Raw genomic sequence first — 23,699 nt, 5'->3', positions numbered from 1 at the left:
CGGTTCACCCCGCCCGGCACGGCTTGAACAGATCCAGCTTGCCGTCATAGACCTGGGTCTGCACGTCCATGATGCCAAGCATGGAGTGGAACAGGTTGTCGTGGGAGAAGCGCTTGCTGGCTGCCTCCTGTTGCAGGCAATCCAGATTGAGCTGACGGTCTGCCTGCAACTGGGGAGAGAACCAGGTCAGGAGCGGCACCCGGGTCTGATCGTCCGGTGCGAACTTGTAGGGGGTGCCGTGCAGATAGAGCCCCATGGCACCGAGGGATTCACCGTGATCCGACAGATAGACCAGCCCCACGTTGTACTGGCTCTCCAGGCTCTTGAGCTTGTCGATGAGCTGGGCAAGCACCTTGTCGGTGTAGCGGATGGTGTTGTCATAGGTGTTCACCAGCTCTTCGTTGCTGCAGTTCTCGATGTCGCTGCGCGGGCAGTCCGGCAGGAAGACGCGATCGGCGGCCGGGTAGCGGCGATAGTAGGTCGGACCGTGGCTGCCCATCAGGTGGAAGGCCACCAGCTTGCTGCCCTGCTTGCCCTGCATGTCGGCGATCTGCTGATCCAGCCCCTGCAACAGCACCTCGTCATGACAGGCATTGCCGGAGCAGTATGCGGGGAATGCCTTGGGCTCAATCTCGATGGTGGGAACGTTTTTGCACACCCCCTTGCAGCCGCCGTCGTTCTCCTTCCAGAGCACCGAGATCCCGGCATGTTGCAGCACGTCCAGCAAGCCGTCCTGGGACTGGGCCCTGGCCTCGTCATAGCCGCGCCGGGTCATGTTCGAGAACATGCAGGGCACGGAGAGCGCCGTGGCGGTGCCGCAGGAGCGCACGTCTCTGAACGAGACCACATTGGCCTCCTTCTCGGTGAAGCCGTTGGTTTCCTTCTTGTAGCCGTTGAGGGAGTAGTTCTGGCTGCGAGCCGTCTCCCCCACCACCAGGAACATCAGGGTCGGCTTCTCGTGCTGGCCGATCACCCTGGCATCGGTGCCGATCTGCTGGTAGGGAATGGGAGTGGCGAAGACCACATCCCGGGCGTACTTGTAGAGCCCGTGCACATAGTTGGCGGGCACTATCTCCTTGCCGAGGGACTTGTTGTTGCGCCCGACCGAGGCGTAATCCTGGTAATAGAGGGCGGCAGCCCCCATCAGAAACAGCAAGGAGAGGGCGATGGAACCGAGGCGCAGACCCAGCCCCTTGTACCAGGGACGGGGATACTCAATCTTCACCCACAGCAGCACCAGCACCGGCAGCAGGCCGGTCAGCAGGAACCAGAGCACCACGGAGCCGTTGAGGTAGGATCCCGCCTCCCCGCTGTTGGTCTCGATGATGTTCTGCATCATGCCCATGTCGAAGATCACCCCGTACTTGAGCATGGCGTAGCTGACGAGGGAGCCGGTCATGATGAGCAAGGCGAAGAAGGGCTTGAGCAGATAGCGGAAGGTAAAGGGCAGGAACACCGCGTTGAGGGCCGCCACCAGCACCAGGGGTATGGAGAGGACAAACCCCGCCTTGACGTGTTCAAGGGCGGTGAGGATGCGATAAAAGTGCAGGAAAATGGGCCAGTTGAAGACCAGTGCAAACAGCAGCACCAGCAACAGATTGACCTTCATCACTCCCAGAGTGAGACGCATAGAGAGACTCCGACAAACCAGTGGAACTAACAACCTGCCAGCAGGCTTCGTGGTGACCATCCCGACACTCGGCCCTGAAAAACAGGACAAGAGCCAGGGAGGTCCAGATACGGGGTCATCCTAGGACGGCAAACTTAAGCGAACATTAAGAGAGGAAATCGAACCACAAGGGGAGGGGCGCGGTCTGGCACATAAAAAAACGGCAGCCCGAGCTGCCGTTTTTGCGAAGGTGAACAAGGTGTCGCACCTGTGTGTTCGCGAACCTGAACAGGGTCGCGGCAATCTCGTCGGAGCCGGGGAAGAGAACCGTTGTGGTCGCCCTCCCCTTTGCCCTGAGGGATCACAGGGTCGCGGCGATCTCGTCGGAGATGGAGCCGTTGTGGTACACCTCCTGCACGTCGTCCAGATCTTCCAGCATGTCGATGAGGCGCATCAGCTTGGGCGCGGTCTCGGCATCCAGTTCCGCCTCGGTGGAGGGGATCATGGTCACTTCGGCGCTCTCGGGCTTGAAGCCGGCGGCTTCCAGACCGTCCAGCACGGTGCCGAAGTCGTTCGGGGTGGTGTAGACCTCGATGGTGCCATCTTCTTCGGTTACCACGTCGTCGGCACCGGCTTCCAGCGCGGCGTCCATCAGGGCGTCTTCATCGGCGCCCACGAAGGTCAGCACCCCCTTCTTGGTGAACAGATAGGCCACGGAGCCGTCGGTCCCCAGGTTGCCGCCGCACTTGCTGAAGGCGTGGCGCACTTCGGCCACGGTACGGTTGCGGTTGTCGGTCAGGCACTCCACCATGACGGCGGAACCGGCCGGGCCGTACCCTTCGTAGACTATGGTCTCGAGCTGCTCGCCGTCACCGCCGCCGGCGCCACGCTGGATGGCGCGGTTGATGGTGTCGCGGGTCATGTTGCTGGTCAGGGCTGCCGCCACCGCCGCACGCAGGCGGGGGTTGTTGGCAGGATCGGCATCACCCAGACGCGCGGAGGTGGTGATTTCGCGGATCAGCTTGGTGAAGATCTTGCCGCGCTTGGCGTCTTGCGCCGCCTTGCGGTGTTTGATGTTGGCCCATTTACTGTGACCTGCCATAGGGACTCTCCGTTATAGTTGGAAATTTCAGTAACACTGGTTGCGCCCAGGGGGAAACGGGAAAGGCCGCATCGCTGCGGCCTTTGTTGCCGATAACGGCTTATTCGTCACCCTTGACGGTGGTCGCAATCGCCAGCTCGCCCAGTTGGGCCGGGTTGGCAAAGCTCGGGGCGTCTGTCATCAGACAGGCGGCCGCCGTGGTTTTCGGGAAGGCGATGACATCCCGGATGTTGTCGGTGCCGGTCAGCAGCATGCTGAGGCGGTCCAGACCGAAGGCCAGGCCGGCGTGGGGCGGGGTGCCGTATTTCAGGGCATCCAGCAGGAAGCCGAACTTCAGGCGCTGCTCGTCCGGGGTGATCCCCAGGATGTCGAACACGGTGGACTGCATCTCGCTGTTGTGGATACGCACAGAGCCGCCACCCACTTCGTAGCCGTTGATCACCATGTCGTAGGCGTTCGCGTAAGCGCCCACCGGGTTCGCTTTCAGCTCGGCCGGGCCTAGGTTGCTCGGGGCGGTGAAGGGGTGGTGCATGGCCGCCAGGCCGCCTTCGCCATCTTCCTCGAACATGGGGAAGTCGATGACCCAGAGCGGCTTCCAGACGTTCTCCACCAGGCCCAGATCGCGGCCCACCTTCAGGCGCAGGGCGCCCATGGCATCGCACACCACCTTCTTGGAATCGGCCCCGAAGAAGATGATGTCGCCGTCCATCGCGCCGGTACGGGCCAGGATCTCGCGCACGATGGCGTCAGAGAGGAACTTGGCCACCGGGGACTGCACCCCTTCGAGGCCGCTCCCGGCTTCGTTGACCTTCATCCAGGCCAGGCCCTTGGCACCGTAGATGCCGACGAACTTGGTGTACTCGTCGATCTGCTTGCGAGACAGCTCCGCGCCGCCCGGTACCTTCAGAGCCGCCACACGGCCTTTCGGATCCTTGGCGGGGCCGGCGAACACGGCGAACTCCACCTCGGTCAAGAGATCTGCCACATCCACCAGCTCCATCGGCAGGCGCAGATCCGGCTTGTCGGAGCCGAAGCGGCGCATGGCTTCGTCGAAGGTCATGATGGGGAAGTCGCCCAAGTCCACGTTCAGGATGTGCAGCCAGAGCTTGCGGATCATCTCTTCCATGATTTCACGCACCTGGGGTGCGGTCATGAAGGAGGTCTCCACGTCGATCTGGGTGAATTCCGGCTGGCGGTCGGCACGCAGGTCTTCGTCGCGGAAGCACTTGACGATCTGGTAGTAGCGGTCGAAGCCGGACATCATCAGCAGCTGCTTGAACAGTTGGGGGGACTGCGGCAGGGCGTAGAACTTGCCCTTGTGCACGCGGCTCGGCACCAGGTAGTCACGGGCCCCTTCCGGGGTCGCCTTGGTCAGCATCGGGGTCTCGATGTCGAGGAAGCCGTGCTCGTCCATGAAGCGGCGCACGAAGGCACTGGCCTTGGCACGGGTCTTCAGGTACTTGGCCATCTCGGGACGACGCAGGTCCAGGTAGCGGTACTTGAGGCTCACCTCTTCGCTGTTGACCTGGTTGAAGTCAAGGGGCAGCGGCTCGGCACGGTTGATGATGGTGAGCTCGTGGGCGAACACCTCGATGGCACCGGTGGCCATGTCGCTGTTGCGCTGGGAGTCGGGGCGGGTACGCACCACACCGGTCACCTGGATGCAGAACTCGCCGCGCAGCTCGGAGGCCAGGGCAAAGGCGTCCGGCTTGTCCGGATCGAAGAACACCTGCACGATGCCCTCGCGGTCGCGCATGTCGATAAAGATGAGGCCGCCGAGATCACGACGACGATGGACCCAACCGCACAATGTAATGGTCTGCCCGGCATGGGCCTCATTGACCTGTCCGCAATAGATAGAGCGCATGGACTTCTTCCTTCGAAATGGTAGAGAGACGGTTCATCCTGGGTCGCCGGGCACGACTGGCAAGCACCGTCTGTCTCACAGCTGGCCAGATCCTGCTTCTTGCCCGGTTTGAAATCTGTCTCGGGTCATCCGGCTCCCCGAGCCGGATTCTTGCCGCCGCCCCAGACATGCCCCCGCTCCCGACCGGGATGACGAGTGGGCGCCGGGGTATCGGCTGGCGTCGTTGTCTGGCCACTGCCGGGCCGCGATCATCGTCACCCGGGGGCTCGGTCGCGCGCATTACGACAATGTGGCAAACAAAAGGGTTGGCATTATAGAGGAAAACCTCCATTTGGGTAAAATGGCCCGCAGCCCCCTTTACCCAGTTTTTTGTTGTTCTGGCGCAAAAAGGAGGGCAAAAGTGCGCCAACCTGCCGACAGGAACCATCATGAGCCTCTATTTGGGCCTGCCCCAGTGGTCACACCCGGCCTGGCCCGGCCAGTTGCTGGGGATGAATGCCAGGCCCGCCGAGCACCTCGCCGACTATGCCAGGGTGTTCAACTCCGTGGAGGGCAACACCACCTTCTACGCCTCGCCGACCCCGGAGACGGTGCAGCGCTGGGCCGATGCGGTCCCCGACCACTTTCGCTTCAGCTTCAAGTTTCCCAAGGAGATCAGTCACCAGAGCGATCTGGTGAGCGCGGACAAACAGGTGACGGCCTTCATCCGCCTGCTGGCCCCCCTGCATGACAAGCTGGGGCTGCTCAAGCTGCAACTGCCCGCCCGCTTCGGGCCAGAGGGGCTGGCCCGTCTGGATGCCTTCTTCGCGCGGCTGCCCCAAGATTTCACCTATGCCCTCGAGGTGCGCCACCCCGATTTCTTCGCCAAGGGGGAGGCGGAACGGGCCCTCAACCGGATGCTGATGGCGCGGAGCATCAATCGCATCATGCTCGACAGCCGCCCGCTCTTCTCGGTGCCCGCCACCACGGCCGCCATGATCGATGCCCAGGGCAAGAAACCCAGGTTGCCGGTCCATCTGCTGGCCACAGGGAGTGCCCCGGTGGTGCGCCTGATTGGTTTGCCTCAAATCGAGGACAATCACCCTTTTTTGCCACCATGGTTGCCACATTGGAAACAATGGCTCCAGGAGGGCAAGGATCTCTACCTCTTTGTCCACACCGCCGACAATGCCCGGGCCCCCGAACTCGCACGGCAGATCAGCCGCCTGCTCGGCCAGGAGATGGCCCCCTGGCCAGGAGAAAACGATCGCGCCCGCCAGGGGGTGCTGCCCTTTTGAGCGACCCCCTCTCCGCCCCTTCTCCGTCCCCAAAAAAAGCCGCTTTTTTTGTGGTCCCACCGGGGTTGGCGTCAAGACAAACGCCCGCCTTTCCTCTACACTAGCGCCCCAAGTAAGGTCCCGGGCCTGGGTGCATGGCAATGCGTTGCCCACCCCAGCCCGGCACCCTGAGGGCCCGGACCATGGCCCGTTGCGAACAGGGGCAGCCCGAAGGATCCCGGAGCAAGCCACCCCGTTCGTCAACCGGTGACGACGCCATTTCGATGCCCGTCCACCCAAGATTCAATTGAATAAAACAGCCGCCCACCACACCGGCTGTCAGGTTGCGTCAGCATGCACGATCAGATTTTTGCCGCCCCCATCGCCCGTCTGGGAGACTTCTGCTTTGACGAGCAGGTCGTCGACGTCTTCCCCGACATGATCCAGCGCTCGGTGCCCGGTTACAGCAACATCATCTCCGCCATCGGCATGATGGCCGCCCGCTACGCCCAGCCCCAGAGCCGCCTCTACGATCTCGGCTGCTCCCTCGGCGCCGCGACCCAGGCCATGCGCCGCCACGTCACCCAGCCCGGTTGCCACATCACGGCGGTGGATCTCTCCCACCCCATGATCGAGCGGGCCCGCGCCCACCTCTCGGGCTTCAAGTCCGAGGTACCGGTGGATCTGGTGGAGGCGGACATCTGCGACATCCCCATCGAGAACGCCTCCGTGGTGGTGCTCAACTTCACCCTGCAGTTCGTCGCCCCCGAGAAGCGGGCCGCCCTCATCGCGCGCATCTTTGACGGCCTGCGCCCCGGCGGCATCCTCATCCTGAGCGAGAAGTTCCGCTTCGATGACGAGCAGGTCAACGAGCTGCTCATCGACTTGCACCTCGACTTCAAGCGGGCCAACGGCTACAGCGAGCTGGAAATCAGCCAGAAGCGCACCGCCCTTGAGAACGTGATGCGCACCGACACCCTGGCGGTCCATCAGGCGCGCCTGCGGGACGCCGGCTTCACCCACCTGGACCTCTGGTTCCAGTGCTTCAACTTCGGCTCCATGATTGCCATCAAAGCCAGCGACACCAACTAAGCCATGATCGATTTCGCCCATTTTTATCAACTGATCGCCAAGAACCGGTTGAGCCACTGGCTGCACACCCTGCCCGCCCAGCTGCACGCCTGGCAGCACGACAACCTGCACGGGGATCTGCCGCGCTGGAACCGCGCCCTCGCCAAGCTGCCCGTCGTGGCCCCCGGCCGGATCGAGCTCAAAGAACGGGTCGCCATCGGCGGCCCCGATAGCCTGGGAGAGGGTGAGCGCAAGAAGACCGAGAGCCTGTTGCGCCAGCTCATGCCCTGGCGCAAGGGCCCCTTCCATGTGCACGGCATCCACATCGACACCGAGTGGCGCTCCGACTGGAAGTGGGATCGGGTGCTGCCCCACATCAGCCCGCTCCAGGGCCGCTACGTGCTGGACGTGGGCTGCGGCAGCGGCTACCACCTCTGGCGCATGGTGGGGGAAGGGGCGAAACTGGCGGTCGGCATCGACCCGAGCCCGCTGTTCCTCTGCCAGTTCGAAGCCATTCGCCACTTCGCAGGCAACGACCAGCGCGCCCACCTGCTGCCCCTCGGTATCCAGGAGCTGCCGGCGCTGCGGGCCTTTGACACCGTCTTCTCCATGGGAGTGCTCTATCATCGCAAGTCTCCCATCGAGCACATCGAGCAGTTGCGCAACCAGCTCAAAGACGATGGGGAGCTGGTGCTCGAGACCCTGGTGGTGGACGGCGACGAAAACCAGGTGCTGATGCCCTCCGATCGCTACGGCAAGATGCGCAACGTCTGGTTCCTCCCCTCGAGCGCGGCCCTCACACGCTGGGTCGAGCGCTGCGGGTTCACCGATGTGCGCATCGTCGACGAGAATATGACCAGCACCGACGAACAGCGTCGTACCGACTGGATGATTAACGAGTCCCTGAGTGACTATCTGGATCCACACAATCCTGCACTCACGGTCGAAGGATACCCGGCACCCAAACGTGCCGTACTGATCGCCAGAAAGGCCAAAGACTAGCCGATGGCGGCTGTGGAAGTTACACTGACCCAATTCCAGGAAGCACAGTTAAATGAATGACATGAAAAGCAAATTAAAAGGAATGACCCTGCTCTCCCTGCTCAGTCTCGGCGGGTGTGTCAGTATGGAAAAAGCCCCCCCGGCCCCGACCCTGACGCTGGCCGAGCTGCGCAACGAGATCTCGTTGAGCGAGCAACGTCTGCAAACATCCATGGAACAGCAACAGAAGCAGTATGTGCAGCAACAGCACCTGCTGGTTCAGCTCAACACCGATGTCACCAACATGAAAGAGTCCGTGAAAAAAGTCGACAGCAAGCTGGCTACCCTACCCCCCGAGCCGCCCAAGGCCATGCCCATTCCCACCGAGAAGTGCCCGGCGCCGAGCCAGGGCCACACCGTCGATGGCAAGCTGCTGGTGGGTGAAGCGGAGTGGATCTGGGTTGACGCCGCCAACGACGCCTTCCAGGCCCGGGTCGACACCGGCGCCACCACCTCCTCCATCAGCGCCCAGGAGATCACCATCTTCGAGCGCAACGGTAAAAACTGGGTGCGCTTCTTCCTGAGCCACCAGGAGATGGACGACAAGATCCAGATTGAAGCGCCCCTGGTGCGTCACGTACGGGTCCGTCAGGCTTCCGCCGACGATCTCGACCGACGCCCCGTGGTCCGCCTCGCCGTGCGCATCGGCGACATGACCGAGAAGGCCGAATTTACCCTGAAGGACCGCAGCGACATGACCTTCCCCGTGCTGCTGGGCCGTGAATTCCTCAAAGACATCGCCGTGGTCGACGTGGCCCGCGAATATATCCAACCCAAACCCAAGCTCAAGGATGTGAAATAATCCATGGTTTCCCGTAAGCCGTTCTATCTGCTGGTCGCCCTGCTCTACATCGTCGGCCTGGGGATGACCTTCTATCATCACATCGCGCTGGACGTCCCGCTCACGCCGGGTGAAAAGCGCCAGATCTGGTCCATCGAAGCCAAGCTCGAGTTCGAGGCCACCGGCGAGCCGGTGATCGCCTCCCTGGCCATTCCGGGCACCCAGCCCGGCTTCACCCTGATGAACGAGAACGCCGCGAGCCCGGGCTATGGCCTGTCGTTCGTGGAAAAAGACGGGGATGCCCGCGCCGAGTGGTCCATCCGCACCGCCTCCGGCCGTCAGGAGCTTTACTACCGGGTCGACATGATGGCCGATGCCCATGCCAAGCCCGCCGCCAACCCGCAGCCGCCCGCCATCGAGAAGCAGATCGAGAGCGAGCCCTACGCCACGGCCATGAAGCAGATCCTGGAGCGCGCCCAGGAGCGCTCCGCCGACGGCTACACCCTGACCCGCGAGATCATCAAGGAGATCGAGAAGCAGGAACAGAACGCCGAGCTGCTCAAGTCCCACAAGAGCCGCGCCAATCTGATTGCCGAGCTGCTCAACAACGCGGACGTCCCGGCCCGGGTGGTTCACGCCCTCAGCCTGGAAGATGGCCGTCGCCGTCAGGAGCTGGTGGATTACCTGCAGGTCTTCAACAGCCCGACCGACTACAAGCTGTTCAACCCGCAAAGCGGTGAACAGGGTCAACCGGCCAACCTGCTGCTGTGGGAGTACAACTCCGGCGCCCTCCTGGACGTCACCGGCGGTCACAACTCCCGCGTCACCTTCTCGATGATCGAGCAGGAGCAACCGGTCAACGTGGCCCTGGCCCAGAAGTTCGAAAAATCCGAGATGATGAACTTCTCCATCCACAGCCTGCCCCTGGAAGAGCAAGCCCTGTTCAAGGGTCTGCTGCTCATCCCCATCGGCGTGCTCATGGTGGTGTTCCTGCGGGTCATCGTGGGGATCAAGACCTCCGGCACCTTCATGCCGGTGCTGATCGCGGTCGCCTTCATCCAGACCTCGCTGGTCACCGGCCTCATCGGCTTCCTGCTGATCGTCGGCACCGGCCTGGTGATCCGCTCCTACCTCTCGAGGCTCAACCTGCTGCTGGTCGCCCGGATATCGGCGATCATCATCATGGTGATCTCGATGATCGGCATCTTCTCGGCGTTCGCCTTCAAGCTGGGGCTGACCGACGGCATGAAGATCACCTTCTTCCCGATGATCATCCTCTCCTGGACCATCGAGCGCATGTCCATCCTGTGGGAAGAAGAGGGGCCCAAAGAGGTGTTCCGCCAGGGCGGCGGCTCCCTGCTGGTGGCGGTCATCGCCTACCTGGCCATGGACAACGAGCTCATTCGTCACCTCACCTTCAACTTCCTCGGCCTGCAGCTGGTGCTGATGGCGACCGTGCTGTTGATGGGTAACTACACCGGCTACAAGTTGAGCGAGCTCAAGCGCTTCAAGCCGCTGGTGGACGAGATGAAGTCTGGTGCCACCCCGGGTAAGGACAAGTAACAGATGTGGTTCTGGCAGAAATACACCAGTCCGTGGAGCCTGTCCCAGGCAGGCATCCTCGGCATGAACAAGCGCAACCACTCCTACATCAGCCGCTACAACCCGCGCCGCCTCTATCCGCTGGTGGATGACAAGCTCAAGACCAAGCGCATCGCGCTGGATGCGGGGGTGACGGTGCCTGAACTCATCGGCACCATCCGCGAGCAGCACGACGTGACTCGCATCACCGAGCTTGTGAAAGACTGGCCGGGCTTCTGCATCAAGCCGGCCCGCGGCTCCGGCGGCAAGGGGATCCTGGTGATCCTGCGCCAGGAGGACGGCCTCTTCTACAAGCCCAACGGCAGCGCCGCCAACGGCCAGGATCTGGAGCGCCATGTCTCCAACATCCTGGCGGGGCTCTATTCCCTCGGCGGCAAGCCCGACGTGGCGCTGGTGGAAGGGCTCATCAACTTCGACGACGTGTTCGACGGCTACTCCTTCGAAGGGGTCCCCGATGCCCGGGTGATCATCTTCAAGGGGTTCCCGGTGATGGCCATGATGCGCCTCTCCACCTCGGCTTCCGACGGCAAGGCGAACCTGCACCAGGGCGCCGTGGGGGTGGGCCTGTGCCTGCGCACCGGCCGCGCCCTGCGGGCGGTGCAGTTTGGCAACCCGCTGCGCCACCACCCGGACACCGGCCTGGATCTCTACGATCTGAAGGTGCCCCACTGGGACACCCTGCTCAACCTGGCGGCCTCCTGCTACGAGATGTCCGGTCTTGGCTATATCGGGACCGACATGGTGCTGGACAAGTTCCGCGGCCCCATGCTGCTGGAGCTCAACGCCCGTCCGGGCCTTGCCATCCAGATCGCCAACGGTCGCGGCCTGGTGCCCAACCTCAAGACCATCGAGAAGCTGGGTCAGGTCAAGATGAACGTGGAGCAGCGGGTCAACTTCGCCAAGGATCACTTCGGTATCTTCGACGAATAGTCCGCCCCCCTTCTGCAAAAACGCGCCCACCGGCGCGTTTTTTTATGGCCGCCCCTGCGTGCAGGGCGCCCCGCCCGAAGGCCGATCCCCGTCACATCCCATGGCGGCGCCCCTTCAATGGCGCGGCACAAGGGGATAAGCTCCTGACCAATGAGGGGTGACCAGCCCATCGGCGCAGGCCACCCCATGTGCGTGAGGCAGTGCGCCTGCCAGGGGGCACCGATTTGTCGACGACAACGGGGCTTCTCGATGGTAGATTAATCAAATCAAATAGATAGCATCGATCGGGTTTCTCCTATGCAACGTTGGCCCAGCCTGAAGCAGCTCCAGTATCTGGTCGCTCTGGACGAGCACAAGAATTTCAACCGCGCCGCCAAGGCCTGCCATGTCAGCCAGTCGACCCTGAGTACCGGGATCCAGACCCTGGAGGACATGATGAACCTGCAACTGGTGGAGCGGGATCACAAGAGCTTCATCATGACGCCGGTCGGCATGGAGATCGTGGCGCGGGCGCGCAACCTGCTCTCCGACGCCCGGGATCTGATGGAGCTGGGGCAGCAGCAGGGGGGCGTCATGCACGGCACGGTGCGCCTGGGCTGCATCCCCACCATCGCCCCCTTCCTGCTGAGCAAGCTGCTGCAGGTGTGCGGCAAGGCCTATCCGGATCTGGAGCTGCTGCTGCGGGAAGACACCACCACCAATCTGCTCAAGCAGCTGGAGCAGGGGCAGCTCGATCTGCTGATCCTGGCGCTGCCGGTGGAGATCGGCGGCTTCCACAGCAAGACCGTCGGCCAGGATCCCTTCCACATGGTGATGCCCTCCCACATGGCGGCGGGCCTGCACATGCCGTTCGACTACAAGGAGCTGCCCAACCAGAGCATCTTCCTGCTGGAGCGGGAGCACTGCCTGACGGAGCACGCGGTGAGCGCCTGCCGGCTGCGGGACAAGAGCAAGATCAACCCCTTCGCCGCCACCAGCCTGCACACCCTGGTGCAGATGGTGGGGGCCGGTCTTGGCACCACCTTCCTGCCCCAGATGGCCATAGATGCGGGCATCCTCGACAACACGGACCTGGTGGCCATTCCCCTGCCCGGGGAGAAACCCTATCGGGAGATAGGCCTGGTGTGGCGCCCCAGCACCACCCGGGTGCAGACCTTCTACAAGATTGCCGAGCTGCTGACGCCGCTCATTACCCCCAAACCGGCGGGGTGATCCAGTGGCTGCCCCCACAGGCGGCCACTCGTCAATGCCGTTGTCATTCAGGTTCCAGGCAGGATCATCGTCTATGATGAACCCCGTGCCCTATCAAGGAGTTGAGATGTTTCGCACCTTGCTGCTGCCCCTGCTGGCCCTGCTTCTCGCCGCCTGCTCCAGCACGCCGGAGCCTCCCCCTCCCGTGCGCCAGAGCGGCGCATTCGACAACTTTTATCAGCAGTGGCGCGGCGTGCCCTATCGCATGGGCGGTACCAGCCGCGCCGGTCTCGACTGCTCCGCCTTCACCCAGCTCGCCTACAGCCAGGTGCTGGGCTTCACCCTGCCCCGCACCACGGAATCCCAGGCGAGCCTCGGCCGCCCGGTGGACAGATACCGTCTCCAGCACGGGGACCTGGTCTTCTTCAAGACCGGCTGGCAGCAGTACCACGTCGGGGTCTACACCGGGGCAGGTGAGTTCATCCACGCCTCCACCAGCAAGGGCGTGATCCGCTCGCGCCTCGACAACGTCTACTGGAACAGCCGCTACTGGCAGGCCCGCAGGCTGGTCCAGTAGGTGCGACCCCAAACATGAAAAGGCCCCGAGGGGCCTTTTCATGTTGTTGTCGGGTCAGTGCTTGCGGTGCCAGCGGGGCGAGGTGGCGCGCTCTCCCCAGGGGGTCATGCAGGGCAGCAGGGCCCCCTCGATGACGCCCTCATGGCTCGCCAGCGCCAGGGCAATCTTCTCGTGGAGCAGGCGCAGCAGGTTCTTCTCCTGGCCCGCCAGGGAGTGGCCCGCGGCGAAATACTCCTGCTGATGTTGCAGCGCCAGCTTCTGGGCAAACTCATAGGTATTGAAACTGTCCGGCATGCGCGCGATCACGTCATCCAGCCGGGCCAGCAAGCTATGCAATTCCCTGGTCATGTGCGGTTCTCCCTCCGAGTTGGTAACTCACAATTACCCCTTATTGGATAGAAGGCCAATCCGGATGCCTCAAAAGTGGGAGCCCGGACACAGTTCCGGGCAACGCTGCCCACTGGCAGCCACCCTCTGCCCTCGCCCAGTTTACAAGTCGGCAACGAATCGCTAGATTTGGACCGACTAATCAGTCGGTCACTTTTCGTGCGGAGCATGCCATGGACACCACCGTCACCCCCGCCTCACCGGACAAGTTTTCCCTCCCCGAGCAGCTGCATCGGCTCAGGCAGGCCAGCCAGGCCACCCCCATGCCGGATCTGGCGTCCCGCCTCGCCAGACTTGACGCCCTCAAGCAGGGGCTGCTGCGCCACAAGCAGGCACTGTGTCAGGCCCTGGCCCGGGACTACGGCCAGCGCAGCGATTACGACAGCCTGATCGCCGATGTGCTCCCCTGCGTCATGCAGATCAACTACACCCTGAAACGGCTCAAGGGGTGGATGAAACCGGAGCGCCGTCATTCCGGCCTGCTGCTGGCCCCCGCCAGGGTCGAGGTGCACTATCAGCCCCTCGGCGTGGTCGGCATCATGGTGCCCTGGAATTTCCCGGTGATGCTGAGCCTCGGGCCCCTCATCGGCGCCCTCGCCGCCGGCAACCGCGCCATGATCAAGCTCTCCGAGTTCACCCCTCACACCAACGCCGTGCTGCGCACCCTGCTCGATGAGGCCCTCGGCGGTGACGAGGTGGTGGTCATCGAGGGGGATGCGGGGATCGCGGCCGCCTTCAGCGCCCTCCCCTTCGACCATCTCATCTTCACCGGCTCCACGGCGGTGGGTCGGCTGGTGATGGCCGCGGCCGCCCCCCAGCTCACCCCCCTCACCCTGGAGCTCGGCGGCAAGAGCCCCTGTCTCATCGCCCCCGACATGCCCCTGGCCCTGGCGGTGGAGCGGATGATCTTCGGCAAGAGCCTCAACGCCGGCCAGATCTGCGTGGCCCCCGACTACGTGCTGCTGCCGAGGGGGCAGGAGCAGGCCTTCATCGAGGCCTATCAGGCCCATTTTCGCCGCCTCTACCCCAAAGGGCTCGAGAGCCCGGATTATGGCGCCATCATCAACGCCCCCCAGTACGAGCGGCTCACCGCCTGGCTGGAGGAGGCGAGGCAGGCCGGCGCCCAGATCCACCCCTGCGTCACGCCCGCCCGGGATGACGCCACCCGCAGACTGGTGCCCCACCTGCTGACCGAGGTACCCGGCCACTGCCAGGTGATGCAGCAGGAGATCTTCGGCCCCCTGCTGCCCCTGGTGCCCTATGACGACATCGAGGAGGCCCTGGCCTATGTGGCGGCCCGGCCCCGCCCCCTGGCGCTCTATCTCATGAGCCTGGACGAGACGCTGCAGCGCCGCCTCATTCGGGAGACCCACGCCGGGGGCATGGCCATCAACGAGAGTCTGTTCCAGGTGGCGGCGGACGATGCCCCCTTCGGCGGCATCGGTCCCTCCGGCATGGGCCACTATCACGGCCGCGAGGGGTTTCTCACCTTCTCCAAGGCCAAGACCGTGCTGCGCCGCGGGCGCTTCAGCACAGGCTCCCTCATTCACCCCCCCTATCGGCGCTGGTACCAGCGGCTGATGATGGCCCTGTTCCTGCGCTAGGAGGCGAGATGCGAGAAACCATGACCGACAAACGCCGCCAGATCCTGGATGCCGCCCTGGCTCTGTGCGCGGAGGATGGCCTGCAGGGCGCCGCCACCGCCCGCATCGCCAAGGCGGCCGGGGTGGCCAATGGCACCCTGTTTCATCACTTTCCCAGCAAGGAGGTGCTGATCCAGAGCCTCTACCAGGACATCAAGCTGCGCCTTGGCGCCGCCATCACCGAGACCGATGCCGCCCTGCCGCTCCAGGAGCAGGCCCGCCACTACTGGCACCAGGCCATGGGCTGGATGCAGGCTCACCCCCGTGAGCTCAGGTTCGTGCTGGGCTTTTTCCACTCCCCCCTGCTGGCCCGCCCCCTGCGCAGCCAGATCCTGGCGGAGACCCTGCATTTTCTGCCGAGCCTGCTCGCCCGGGGCCAGGCCAGCGGCGAGCTGATGTCGGCCCCGCCTGCCTTGATGCTGGAGGTGTGCCAGGGCCAGTTTCTGGCCTGCGCCTCCCTCTTTGTCGATCAGCCTGAACTGGGAGAAGACCCCCACTGGCAGGAGAACGCCTTCACCCTCTTCTGGTCCGCCATCAGCGGAGGTTCCCATGCGCCCTGACGCCCTGCTTGCCACCGGCAGACGCCTCTGGATTGGCAGCCTGCTCTGGATCATCGGCCGCACTCTGTGCCGCGCCGCCCGGGTCGACGAGGCGGTGCGCCGCGAGCTTGCCCCCCTGCCGGACGGCCTCACCATCAGGCTGGAGGTAAACGGCATGACCCGGGGGCTGAGTCTCTACAAGTTCGCGGGGCGCTGGCACTGCGGTGAGGAGGCTGGCAGGGCGCACTCGACCTGTGCCCATGACAGCCACCACCTCCTGCGGGTGCGCTTCAAGCACCCCGCCGTCGCCTTTCGCGCCCTCAGCTTTCGCCTCGGCATCAACCAGGCCTTTTGCGAAAACCGGCTGCTGGTGGAGGGGGATCTCGACGCGGCCATGCACCTGGTGCGGGCGCTTGAGCAGTTGCAGAGCCTGATCCTGCCCGCCTTCATCGCGCGGCCCCTGCTTCGCCACTACCCGGACCCGCATCGCAAGCTCGCGCGGGCCTGCCACATCTATCTGGGTCTGCTGACCGGTTGAACACGAGGAGAACGGGATGAGCCGTTATTACGATTTTTTCTGCCCGGTCAAGCTGATGGCGGGGGAGCAGGCACTGGAACAGTTGCCGGATGCCTTGAGGGGATTGGGAGCTGGCCGCCCCTTGCTTCTCACCGACAAGGGGGTCAGCGGCAGCGGGCTCGCCACCCTGCTGGCCGATGTGATGGCCGAAGGGGCCTTGCCGGTCGCCGCCATCTGGGACGAGATCCCGGCAGACTCCTCCACCGCCGTGGTGGAGCGGATCGCCCGCCACTACCGGGAGCTGGGCTGTGACAGCCTGCTGGCCCTTGGCGGCGGCTCCGTCATCGACACCGCCAAGGCGGTGAACATACTGGCGACTCTGGGGGGCGAGCGGCTGCTCGACTATGCCGGAGCGGATTGCCTGACCCGTCCCCTCAACCCCCTGGCGGTGGTCCCCACCACGGCGGGGACCGGCTCCGAAGTGACCCTGGTGGCGGTGATCAAGGACGAAGGGAGCGGGCGCAAGGTGCCCTTCACCTCCCCCTTCCTGCTGCCCCGGCTGGCGGTGCTGGATCCCCGCCTCACCCTGGGGCTGCCGCTGCCCATCACCGCCGCCACCGCCATGGATGCCATGACCCACGCCATCGAGGCCTTCATCGGCAACGGCAAGAACCCGGTCAGTGACGCCCTGGCCCTGATGGCGGTGGAGAAGATTGCCACCGCCCTGCCCAGGGTGCTGGCCCACCCGACGGACAAGGGCCTGCGGCTGCAACTGGCAGAGGGCTCCACCTTGGCGGGCATGGCGTTTTCCAACTCCATGGTGGGGCTGGTGCACGCCCTCGGCCACAGTCTGGGGGCGCGCTGCCACCTGCCCCATGGCCTCTGTATGAACCTCTTCCTGCCCACCGTGCTCGACTACAACCGGCCCGGCATCGACCCCGAGCTGGCCCGCCTGCTGCTGCCCCTGGTGGGGCCGGAGCGCTTTGCCGCGACCCCGGCCGAGGGGAGACCCCAGGCCACCATCGAGGCGTTGCAGGCACTGCGCGATACCCTGTGGCAGACGGTCAAGCTGCCCCGCACCCTGCGGGAGGCGGGCCTCACCGACAAGGCGCTGCTGCCCGGGATCCGGGATCTCGCCATCAACGACGGCGCCCTGCTCTACAACCGCAAGGATGCGGACAGGGAACAGTTGCTGGCCCTGCTGGAGCGGGCCTGGGAGTAGCGGCCCCTTGCCCGTCAGACATCGGGGGTGAAGACCCCGGTGGAGAGATAGCGATCCCCCCGATCGCAGATGATCGCCACCACCACCCCCTGCCCGATCTCCGCCGCCACCCGCAAGGCCCCGGCCACCGCGCCACCCGAGCTGACACCGCAGCAGATCCCCTCCTCCCGCGCCAGGCGGCGCATCATGACGAGGGACTCTTCCAGTGTCACATCCAGCACCCCATCGACCCGCGCAGGCTCGAAGATGGCGGGCCGGTAGGCCTCGGGCCAGCGGCGAATGCCGGGGATCTGGCTCCCCTCGGCCGGTTGCAGGCCGATCACCGCCACCGCCGGGTTCTGCTCCTTGAGGTAGCGGGAGACCCCCATGATGGTGCCCGTGGTGCCCATGGCAGAGACGAAGTGAGTGACCGCCCCGCCGCTCTGGCGCCAGATCTCGGGGCCGGTGGAGCGGTAGTGGGCATCCGGGTTGGCGGGGTTGTTGAACTGATCGAGCACCAGCCCCTCCCCCCGCGCCTGCATGGCCAGGGCGAGGTCTCGCGCCGCTTCCATGCCCTCTTCCACCAGCACCAGCTCGGCGCCGTAGGCCTGCATGGCGTCGCGCCGCTCCTGGCTCATGTTGCTCGGCATGATGAGTCGCATCCGGTAACCCCGGGACGCCGCCACCATGGCCAGCGCGATGCCGGTATTGCCGGAGGTGGCCTCGATGAGCCGGGCTCCTGGCGCTAAGTGACCACTCGCCTCTGCCTGCCTGATGAGGTTCAGCGCCGCCCTGTCCTTGACGGAGCCGGCGGGGTTGTTGCCCTCCAGCTTCACCAGCAGGGTGACGCCGGGGTGCGGATTGATGCGGCGCAGCGCCAGCAGCGGGGTGTTGCCTATCAGATCGTCCAGGGTGGCGAAGGCCATGACGGATCCATCCTCTCTCAATGTTCTATACCTTGCCTTGCGACCATTCGCAGGCCGGCCAGTGTAAGCGAGCCCGCCATGGGCGCAAAGAATGGCGTTGGCAAACCCTGTCCGCCATGTTCTGATCTTCCCATTCACCCAGAGAGGACTCCCGATGAGCGACATCCTTCACCAGGCCGATCAGCAGCAGTTTGTCTGCACCGTGGACGGCAAGCTCTCCCGCCTTGCCTATCGCCGGCTGGACGCCACCACGGTGGACGCCTACAGCACCCAGGTTCCCCCCGAGATGCGCGGACAGGGGATTGCCGACAAGCTGGCCCGCCGCTTCTACGACTGGACCCTCTCTGAGGGGCTTACCATAGTGCCGAGCTGCAGCTACATCGACGTCTGGTTGCGCCGCAATGCAGGTTGACGCAGGGCCGCTGCGGGAGGCGCACCTGCGGGCCTGCACCGAGGCCCTGCTGCGGGCTGATCATCTGCGCGTGGATTGCCTCCGGGCTGCGCGGGAGCTGGCCCTGCCCGACTGGGCCCTGGGGGCGGGGTTTGTGCGCAACCTCATCTGGGATCACCTCCATCACAAGGCCGAGCCCACCCCGCTCAACGACATCGATCTTATCTATCTGGACAGCGCTGATCCGACTGGATTGAAGGAGGCCGATCACGAAGCCTGGCTCGCCGCCAGGATGCCGGGCCAGCAGTGGGAGGTGCGCAACCAGGCCCGCATGCATCTGCGCCAGCAGGTGCCTCCTTTTGCCAGCTCGCTCTCGGCCCTCAGCCACTGGGTGGAGATACCCACCTGCATCGGGGTCCGCCTGCTGGCAGATGACGGGTTCGAGTGGCTGGCCCCCTACGGCTTTGCCCCCAACTGGTCCCTGGTGGTGAGCCCCAATCCGCGCTGTCGCCAGGAGAGCCGTATCTTTAGCGAACGGGTCAGGGCCAAGGAGTGGCAACGCATCTGGCCTGACCTTGTGGTGAACTGGCCATGAGCGGATTGCAAAGGATCGACAACCTTGGGCACACTAAGAAAAAGATGTTTGTAACTCAATGGGTTAAATAATGCGCGACTTCTTCTCTCTCGAGCGCTGGCTGCCGGGGCTCGCCGCCTTGCTGCAATACCAGCGGGCCTGGCTGATGCCGGATCTTCGCGCTGGCCTCTCGGTCGCTGCCGTGGCCCTGCCCGTGGCCATCGCCTATTCGGAGCTCGCCGGGGTGGGCGCCATCGTCGGCCTCTACTCCTGCATCCTGCCCATGGTGGTGTATGCCCTCTTTGGCACCTCCCGTCAGCTCATCGTCGGTCCGGATGCCGCCACCTGCGCGGTGATCGCCGCCGTGGTAACGCCGCTCGCCGCCGGGGATCCCACCCGTCACTGGCAACTGGTGATGACCATGACCGCCATGACCGGCTTCTGGTGCCTCATCGCCAGCCGCTTCAAGCTGGGGGTGCTGGCAGACTTTCTCTCCCGCCCCATCCTGATGGGGCTGCTCAACGGGGTGGCCATCACCATCATGGTGGGCCAGCTCTCCAAGATCTTCGGCTTCACCTTCAGCGAGCGCTACCTGATAGAGCGGCTCCTGAACGGCACCAGCTACATTACCCAGACCCATCTGCCCACCCTGGCCATGAGCCTGACGGCCCTGCTCACCCTGCTGCTGGCCAAGCGCTACAGACCGGCCTGGCCCTCCTCCATGGTAGCCATGGTGGTGACGGCGGCTCTGGTGTGGCTGTTCAATCTCGGCCGCGTCGACATCGCCACCCTGGGGACCATCGGCTCGGGGCTGCCCGCCTTCCAGATGCCGGACTTTCCCCCCGGGCTTATCCGTGAGCTGGTGCTGCCCGCCCTCAACCTCGCCATGGTGAGCTTCGTCTCCATGATGCTCACCGCCCGCAGCTTCGCCGCCAAGAACGGCTACGAGATTGATGCGGACAAGGAGTTTAGGGCGCTGGGCATGGCGAACCTGGCCGCCGCCGCCTCCCAGGGGTTTGCCATCAGCGGGGCGGATTCGCGCACCGCGGTCAACGACGCCAACGGCGGCAAGAGCCAGCTGGTCTCCATCATCGCCGCCGCCGTCATCGCCCTGGTCACCTTCTACCTGACGGCGCCGCTGCAGTACATTCCCACCGCCGCCCTCGGCGTGGTGCTGGTGATGGCCTCCCTGTCGCTCACGGATTTTCGCGGCCTCTGGGCCCTGCGCGACTCGGACCGCGCCGCCTTCTGGCTCGCCCTGGTGACCTTTGTCAGCGTGCTCACCATGGGGGTCATTCCGGGCATCACCCTCGCGGTCCTGCTGGGGCTGTTCCAGTTCCTGCGCAACGTGATGCGCCCCACCGACCAACTGCTCGGCATGGACGACGAGGGCGTGGTGCGTACCCTGGGGGACAACGAGCAGGCCAAGGCGATTCCCGGCATCCTGGTCTACCGCTTCAACTCCCCGCTCACCTACTTCAACGCCCCCTACTTCAAGCGGCGGGTGCTGGCACTGCTGGTGCAGGATCCCCACAATCCCAGGTGCCTGGTGGTGGATGCGGTGGCCTGCTTCACCCATCAGGACATCAGCGTGATGAGCATGGTGGGAGAGCTGCACAAGGAGCTCAAGCGGCGCGGCATCCACATGGTGATGGCCGGTCGGCACGGCCAGATGAGCCAGTGGTTCAAACAGGCGGGTATCCGGGTCGGCGAGGATGGCATCATCCTCTGCCCCGACATGTACCAGGCCCTGCGCATGACCCGCTGCTACCGGGAGCCGGTGTTCCGGGACGACGAGGGGGTGGAGAGCACCACGGATGCCCTGCTCACCCGCTGGCCGCACGATGACGACCTGCCCGACTCGGCGCGCCTCACCCGCCCCAGCGAGCAGGAGGCCGGCGCCACGCCGGTCTGAGACACATCCCCTGGTCGCAGGTCCCCTCCTCCTGCGACCAGGATTGCACCCCGCCCCCGCTTGGTGTTAAATGCCCCTCCAGTTGGCCCTGACGAGGGCCATCGCCAGCACCTGGATATCCCATGCAGACTCAATCCCACGCGGGCCCGGGCTCCCTCTTCGCCCTGACCTGGCCACTGTTCATCGATCTGGCCCTCCACTTTCTGACCGGGGCCCTCAACACCTTCATGGTGGGCCACGTCTCCTATCAGGGGGTGGCGGCCCTCGCGGTGGGCAACCAGGTCTTCGATCTCGCCATCACCCTGTTCAGCTTCGTCAGCATCGGCACCAGCGTGGTGATCACCCAGTATCTGGGGGCGGGAGACAAGGAAAAAGCCCGCGTCGTCATCCACACCGCCATCGGTTTCAACCTGCTGGTGGGACTGGTGGCCGCGGTCGGCGTCATGGCGGGGGCCGGCACCATGCTGGCGCTGATGAACCTGCCTGCCCACCTGATGAGCGACGGCAGCCTCTACCTGCAGATCATCGGGCTTTGCCTGCTGCCGGAGGCGGCGGCCCTCTGCCTGGCCGCCACCCTGCGTGCCCACGGCCACACCCGCCAGGCCATGTACGTGACCCTCATCGTCAACCTCATCACCTTCGTCGGCAACCTGCTGCTGCTCTACGGCTGGTTCGGCCTGCCCCAGCTCGGGGTCGCCGGGGTCGCCATCAGCACGGTGGCGGGACGCATCGTCGGGGTGGTGCTGCTGGTGTGGCTGGTGGCGCGCAAGACCGGCATCCGGCTGCGTCTGCCCGAGATCGTCCGCCCAAGCCGCGCCATGCTGGACAAGGTGCTGCACATCGGTCTGCCGGCGGCGGGGGAGAACCTCTCCTGGATGCTGCAGTTCATGGTGGTGACCGCCTTCGTCGGCCTGCTCGGCGACAAGGCGCTGGCGACCCAGTCCTACTTCTTCCAGATCTGCCTGTTCATCCTGCTGTTCGGCCTCTCCATCGGCCTTGGCAACGAGATCATCATCGGCCACCTGGCGGGGGCCCGACGCTTCGATCAGGCCTATCGCCAACTGATGAAGAGCCTGAAACTCGGCCTCATCGTCACCGCCGCCATCGCCATCGCCGCCGCCCTCAACGGCCGCGCCATCATCAGCCTGTTCACCGACGACGCCGACATCATCACCCAGGTGGCGCAGCTCTTCCTCATCAGCCTCATCCTCGAACCCGGTCGCACCTTCAATCTGGTGGTGATCAACGCCCTGCGCGCCACCGGGGATGCCCGTTTCCCGCTCTACATGGCGCTCGTCTCCATGTGGGGCATTGCCGTTCCCCTGGCCTATTTCCTTGGTATCATGCAGGGCTATGGCCTGGTAGGCATCTGGCTGGCCCTCGCCTGCGACGAGTGGGTGCGCGGTCTGGCCATGTTCTGGCGCTGGCGCAGTCGTCGCTGGCAAAACAAAATTCTTGTCGAAACATAAGCGGAATCACCATGAAGAAAATCGGACTCTTGTTGACGGCCATCCTGCTCAGCCCGCTCGCCATGGCGCAAACCGCCCCGGCGACCCCCAAGGCGCAGGCTCCCCAGACCTGGTATGTGGCCCCCATCGTCATCGACGAGACCAGCGAAGCCCAGAAGGCCCTGACCAAGGAGTTCACGGCCCAGATGATCAAGACCATCAAGATCAACGAGTACCAGACCGGCAAGGCGGTGGGCAAGACCAAATCGCCCAAGTGGCTGATCCGCACCAAGCTGATCCCCGCAAGCCAAGAGCCTCTGGTCGGCAAGAAGCACCCGCAGGGCCTCACCTATGGCAAGGGCATCCCCACCCAGGAGATCGTCGGCGAGCTCATCATGAACGGCACCCTGGTGGCCCACATCGGTCAGGGCTGGCGCGAACCCATCGTCCCGGGCACACCGGTGGCGGAGAAGATCTCCATCGCCAACTACCAGTACGCCATCGGCAACGAAGCCAAGGCGCCGGATCTGGAAGAGCTGGCGGCGCAGATCGGTTTCGAGGCAGGCAAGGTGATTGCCAGAGACGGCAAGCCCCTGCCCGAGAAGAAAAAGAAAAAAGAGTAAACGGCTCACCCGTTTCCAGTCAGGGGCCTCGCGCCCCTTTCTGTTGCCCGCCCCGTTGCAGCCCCCCCTCCCGAATGTGAAGCGGATCCCGCTTCTTTCCTCTGCTGCCCCTGGGTCAGCAGGCAATCATCTTGTAATTCAAGCAGTTAAAAATCGCCCTTCCCATGCAGCAAATCCGTGGCCCCGAATTGGATCGGGATCACGTTTCTCCCCGGCAGTAAGGGGTACTTTGGTCTTGCAGGCACAATCAAACGACAACAAGGAGGCTTCATTACATGTTTCCGGAGTACAGAGATCTCATCTCGAAACTGAAGAGCAGTGATGTCCATTTCCAGAAGAAGTTTGACTTGCACAACGACCTGGATGCGGAGATCAGAAAGCTGGAGAAACACCACGCCAGCGACTACAGCTCCGAGGTGAAGGATCTGAAAAAACAGAAACTTAAACTGAAAGAGGAGATATACGACATCCTCAAACAACATCCACACTAGACGCCTCGACGAATACC

Annotated in this window: 23 protein-coding genes; 18 read left to right on the top strand and 5 right to left on the bottom strand. The window is 64.2% G+C overall.

The window, feature by feature from the left end:
- Positions 1 to 4: 4 nt before the first annotated feature.
- The 3 genes from AB5Y80_RS17515 to aspS all read right to left on the bottom strand — a co-directional run bounded on the left by AB5Y80_RS17515 (position 5) and on the right by aspS (position 4,578).
- Positions 5 to 1,630 carry a phosphoethanolamine--lipid A transferase gene (locus AB5Y80_RS17515; RefSeq protein ID WP_323944981.1) on the bottom strand — a complete coding sequence of 542 codons (1,626 nt, stop codon included), beginning with the start codon at positions 1,628 to 1,630 and terminating at the stop codon, positions 5 to 7.
- Between the two features lie 340 nt (positions 1,631 to 1,970).
- A complete protein-coding gene (locus AB5Y80_RS17510; protein WP_039039845.1) occupies positions 1,971 to 2,711 on the bottom strand; it encodes a YebC/PmpR family DNA-binding transcriptional regulator in 741 nt (246 codons plus the stop codon).
- A 100-nt stretch (positions 2,712 to 2,811) separates the two neighbouring features.
- Positions 2,812 to 4,578 carry an aspartate--tRNA ligase gene (gene aspS / locus AB5Y80_RS17505; RefSeq protein ID WP_045525291.1) on the bottom strand — a complete coding sequence of 589 codons (1,767 nt, stop codon included), beginning with the start codon at positions 4,576 to 4,578 and terminating at the stop codon, positions 2,812 to 2,814.
- Positions 4,579 to 5,006: 428 nt separating this feature from the next.
- Here aspS and AB5Y80_RS17500 point away from each other — a divergent pair, with 428 nt between their 5' ends.
- From AB5Y80_RS17500 to AB5Y80_RS17465, 8 genes are all read left to right on the top strand, one after another.
- Positions 5,007 to 5,855: a DUF72 domain-containing protein gene (locus AB5Y80_RS17500; RefSeq protein ID WP_368173269.1), complete on the top strand. Its 849-nt coding sequence runs from the start codon at positions 5,007 to 5,009 to the stop codon at positions 5,853 to 5,855.
- Positions 5,856 to 6,188: 333 nt separating this feature from the next.
- Complete coding sequence (gene cmoA / locus AB5Y80_RS17495) at positions 6,189 to 6,926, top strand: carboxy-S-adenosyl-L-methionine synthase CmoA (RefSeq protein ID WP_167824878.1); 738 nt, start codon at positions 6,189 to 6,191, stop codon at positions 6,924 to 6,926.
- A 3-nt stretch (positions 6,927 to 6,929) separates the two neighbouring features.
- Positions 6,930 to 7,907: a tRNA 5-methoxyuridine(34)/uridine 5-oxyacetic acid(34) synthase CmoB gene (gene cmoB, locus AB5Y80_RS17490; RefSeq protein ID WP_053288620.1), complete on the top strand. Its 978-nt coding sequence runs from the start codon at positions 6,930 to 6,932 to the stop codon at positions 7,905 to 7,907.
- Between the two features lie 82 nt (positions 7,908 to 7,989).
- Positions 7,990 to 8,748 carry an ATP-dependent zinc protease gene (locus AB5Y80_RS17485; RefSeq protein ID WP_010674089.1) on the top strand — a complete coding sequence of 253 codons (759 nt, stop codon included), beginning with the start codon at positions 7,990 to 7,992 and terminating at the stop codon, positions 8,746 to 8,748.
- Between the two features lie 3 nt (positions 8,749 to 8,751).
- The gene (locus AB5Y80_RS17480; protein WP_010674088.1) at positions 8,752 to 10,290 is read left to right on the top strand and encodes an inactive transglutaminase family protein; all 1,539 of its coding nucleotides are present in this window, start codon (positions 8,752 to 8,754) and stop codon (positions 10,288 to 10,290) included.
- Between the two features lie 3 nt (positions 10,291 to 10,293).
- Positions 10,294 to 11,259 (top strand): alpha-L-glutamate ligase-like protein, encoded by a 966-nt coding sequence (locus AB5Y80_RS17475; protein WP_039039849.1) that lies wholly within the window; start codon positions 10,294 to 10,296, stop codon positions 11,257 to 11,259.
- A 297-nt stretch (positions 11,260 to 11,556) separates the two neighbouring features.
- Positions 11,557 to 12,471 carry a hydrogen peroxide-inducible genes activator gene (locus tag AB5Y80_RS17470; protein WP_010674086.1) on the top strand — a complete coding sequence of 305 codons (915 nt, stop codon included), beginning with the start codon at positions 11,557 to 11,559 and terminating at the stop codon, positions 12,469 to 12,471.
- A gap of 106 nt (positions 12,472 to 12,577) precedes the next feature.
- Positions 12,578 to 13,027, top strand: coding sequence for a C40 family peptidase (locus tag AB5Y80_RS17465; protein ID WP_029314241.1), 450 nt, complete (start codon positions 12,578 to 12,580; stop codon positions 13,025 to 13,027).
- A 54-nt stretch (positions 13,028 to 13,081) separates the two neighbouring features.
- Here AB5Y80_RS17465 and AB5Y80_RS17460 read toward each other — a convergent pair whose 3' ends face one another.
- Entirely contained in the window at positions 13,082 to 13,375 is a 294-nt protein-coding gene (locus AB5Y80_RS17460) for a hypothetical protein (protein WP_010674084.1), read from the bottom strand.
- 212 nt (positions 13,376 to 13,587) lie between these two features.
- On the opposite strand from AB5Y80_RS17460, the gene AB5Y80_RS17455 reads away from it, so the two are divergent.
- The 4 genes from AB5Y80_RS17455 to AB5Y80_RS17440 are packed head-to-tail and all read left to right on the top strand — an operon-like array spanning position 13,588 to position 17,335.
- Positions 13,588 to 15,018, top strand: coding sequence for a coniferyl aldehyde dehydrogenase (locus tag AB5Y80_RS17455; RefSeq protein ID WP_103243444.1), 1,431 nt, complete (start codon positions 13,588 to 13,590; stop codon positions 15,016 to 15,018).
- A gap of 8 nt (positions 15,019 to 15,026) precedes the next feature.
- Positions 15,027 to 15,617: a TetR/AcrR family transcriptional regulator gene (locus AB5Y80_RS17450; RefSeq protein WP_368173268.1), complete on the top strand. Its 591-nt coding sequence runs from the start codon at positions 15,027 to 15,029 to the stop codon at positions 15,615 to 15,617.
- Complete coding sequence (locus tag AB5Y80_RS17445; protein WP_323888807.1) at positions 15,607 to 16,134, top strand: hypothetical protein; 528 nt, start codon at positions 15,607 to 15,609, stop codon at positions 16,132 to 16,134. Before AB5Y80_RS17450 ends, AB5Y80_RS17445 begins: the two co-directional genes overlap by 11 nt.
- A 16-nt stretch (positions 16,135 to 16,150) precedes the next feature.
- Positions 16,151 to 17,335 carry an iron-containing alcohol dehydrogenase gene (locus tag AB5Y80_RS17440; protein ID WP_323913356.1) on the top strand — a complete coding sequence of 395 codons (1,185 nt, stop codon included), beginning with the start codon at positions 16,151 to 16,153 and terminating at the stop codon, positions 17,333 to 17,335.
- Between the two features lie 14 nt (positions 17,336 to 17,349).
- Here the strand turns inward: AB5Y80_RS17440 and cysM are convergent, their stop codons facing one another.
- The gene (cysM, locus tag AB5Y80_RS17435) at positions 17,350 to 18,240 is read right to left on the bottom strand and encodes a cysteine synthase CysM (RefSeq protein WP_010674079.1); all 891 of its coding nucleotides are present in this window, start codon (positions 18,238 to 18,240) and stop codon (positions 17,350 to 17,352) included.
- Between the two features lie 154 nt (positions 18,241 to 18,394).
- Between cysM and AB5Y80_RS17430 the strand changes: the two genes are divergently transcribed.
- The 6 genes from AB5Y80_RS17430 to AB5Y80_RS17405 all read left to right on the top strand — a co-directional run bounded on the left by AB5Y80_RS17430 (position 18,395) and on the right by AB5Y80_RS17405 (position 23,682).
- Positions 18,395 to 18,652, top strand: coding sequence for a GNAT family N-acetyltransferase (locus tag AB5Y80_RS17430; protein WP_368173267.1), 258 nt, complete (start codon positions 18,395 to 18,397; stop codon positions 18,650 to 18,652).
- The gene (locus AB5Y80_RS17425; RefSeq protein WP_368173266.1) at positions 18,642 to 19,226 is read left to right on the top strand and encodes a nucleotidyltransferase family protein; all 585 of its coding nucleotides are present in this window, start codon (positions 18,642 to 18,644) and stop codon (positions 19,224 to 19,226) included. The genes AB5Y80_RS17430 and AB5Y80_RS17425 overlap by 11 nt, the downstream gene beginning before the upstream one ends.
- Before the next feature lie 70 nt (positions 19,227 to 19,296).
- Positions 19,297 to 21,120, top strand: a complete 1,824-nt coding sequence (locus AB5Y80_RS17420) for a SulP family inorganic anion transporter (RefSeq protein WP_368173265.1) — start codon at positions 19,297 to 19,299, stop codon at positions 21,118 to 21,120.
- Between the two features lie 122 nt (positions 21,121 to 21,242).
- Complete coding sequence (locus AB5Y80_RS17415; RefSeq protein WP_010674075.1) at positions 21,243 to 22,589, top strand: MATE family efflux transporter; 1,347 nt, start codon at positions 21,243 to 21,245, stop codon at positions 22,587 to 22,589.
- Between the two features lie 11 nt (positions 22,590 to 22,600).
- The gene (locus tag AB5Y80_RS17410; RefSeq protein ID WP_319901259.1) at positions 22,601 to 23,191 is read left to right on the top strand and encodes a hypothetical protein; all 591 of its coding nucleotides are present in this window, start codon (positions 22,601 to 22,603) and stop codon (positions 23,189 to 23,191) included.
- A gap of 275 nt (positions 23,192 to 23,466) precedes the next feature.
- The gene (locus tag AB5Y80_RS17405; RefSeq protein WP_005313020.1) at positions 23,467 to 23,682 is read left to right on the top strand and encodes a YdcH family protein; all 216 of its coding nucleotides are present in this window, start codon (positions 23,467 to 23,469) and stop codon (positions 23,680 to 23,682) included.
- The last annotated feature ends 17 nt before the right edge of the window (positions 23,683 to 23,699 follow it).

The sequence above is a fragment of the Aeromonas sp. R2-1 genome (assembly GCF_040908425.1).
GTDB classification, from domain to species: domain Bacteria; phylum Pseudomonadota; class Gammaproteobacteria; order Enterobacterales; family Aeromonadaceae; genus Aeromonas; species Aeromonas caviae.
Note: the sequence above shows the minus strand (reverse complement) of the source record. Positions and strands in the feature narration are given on the sequence as shown.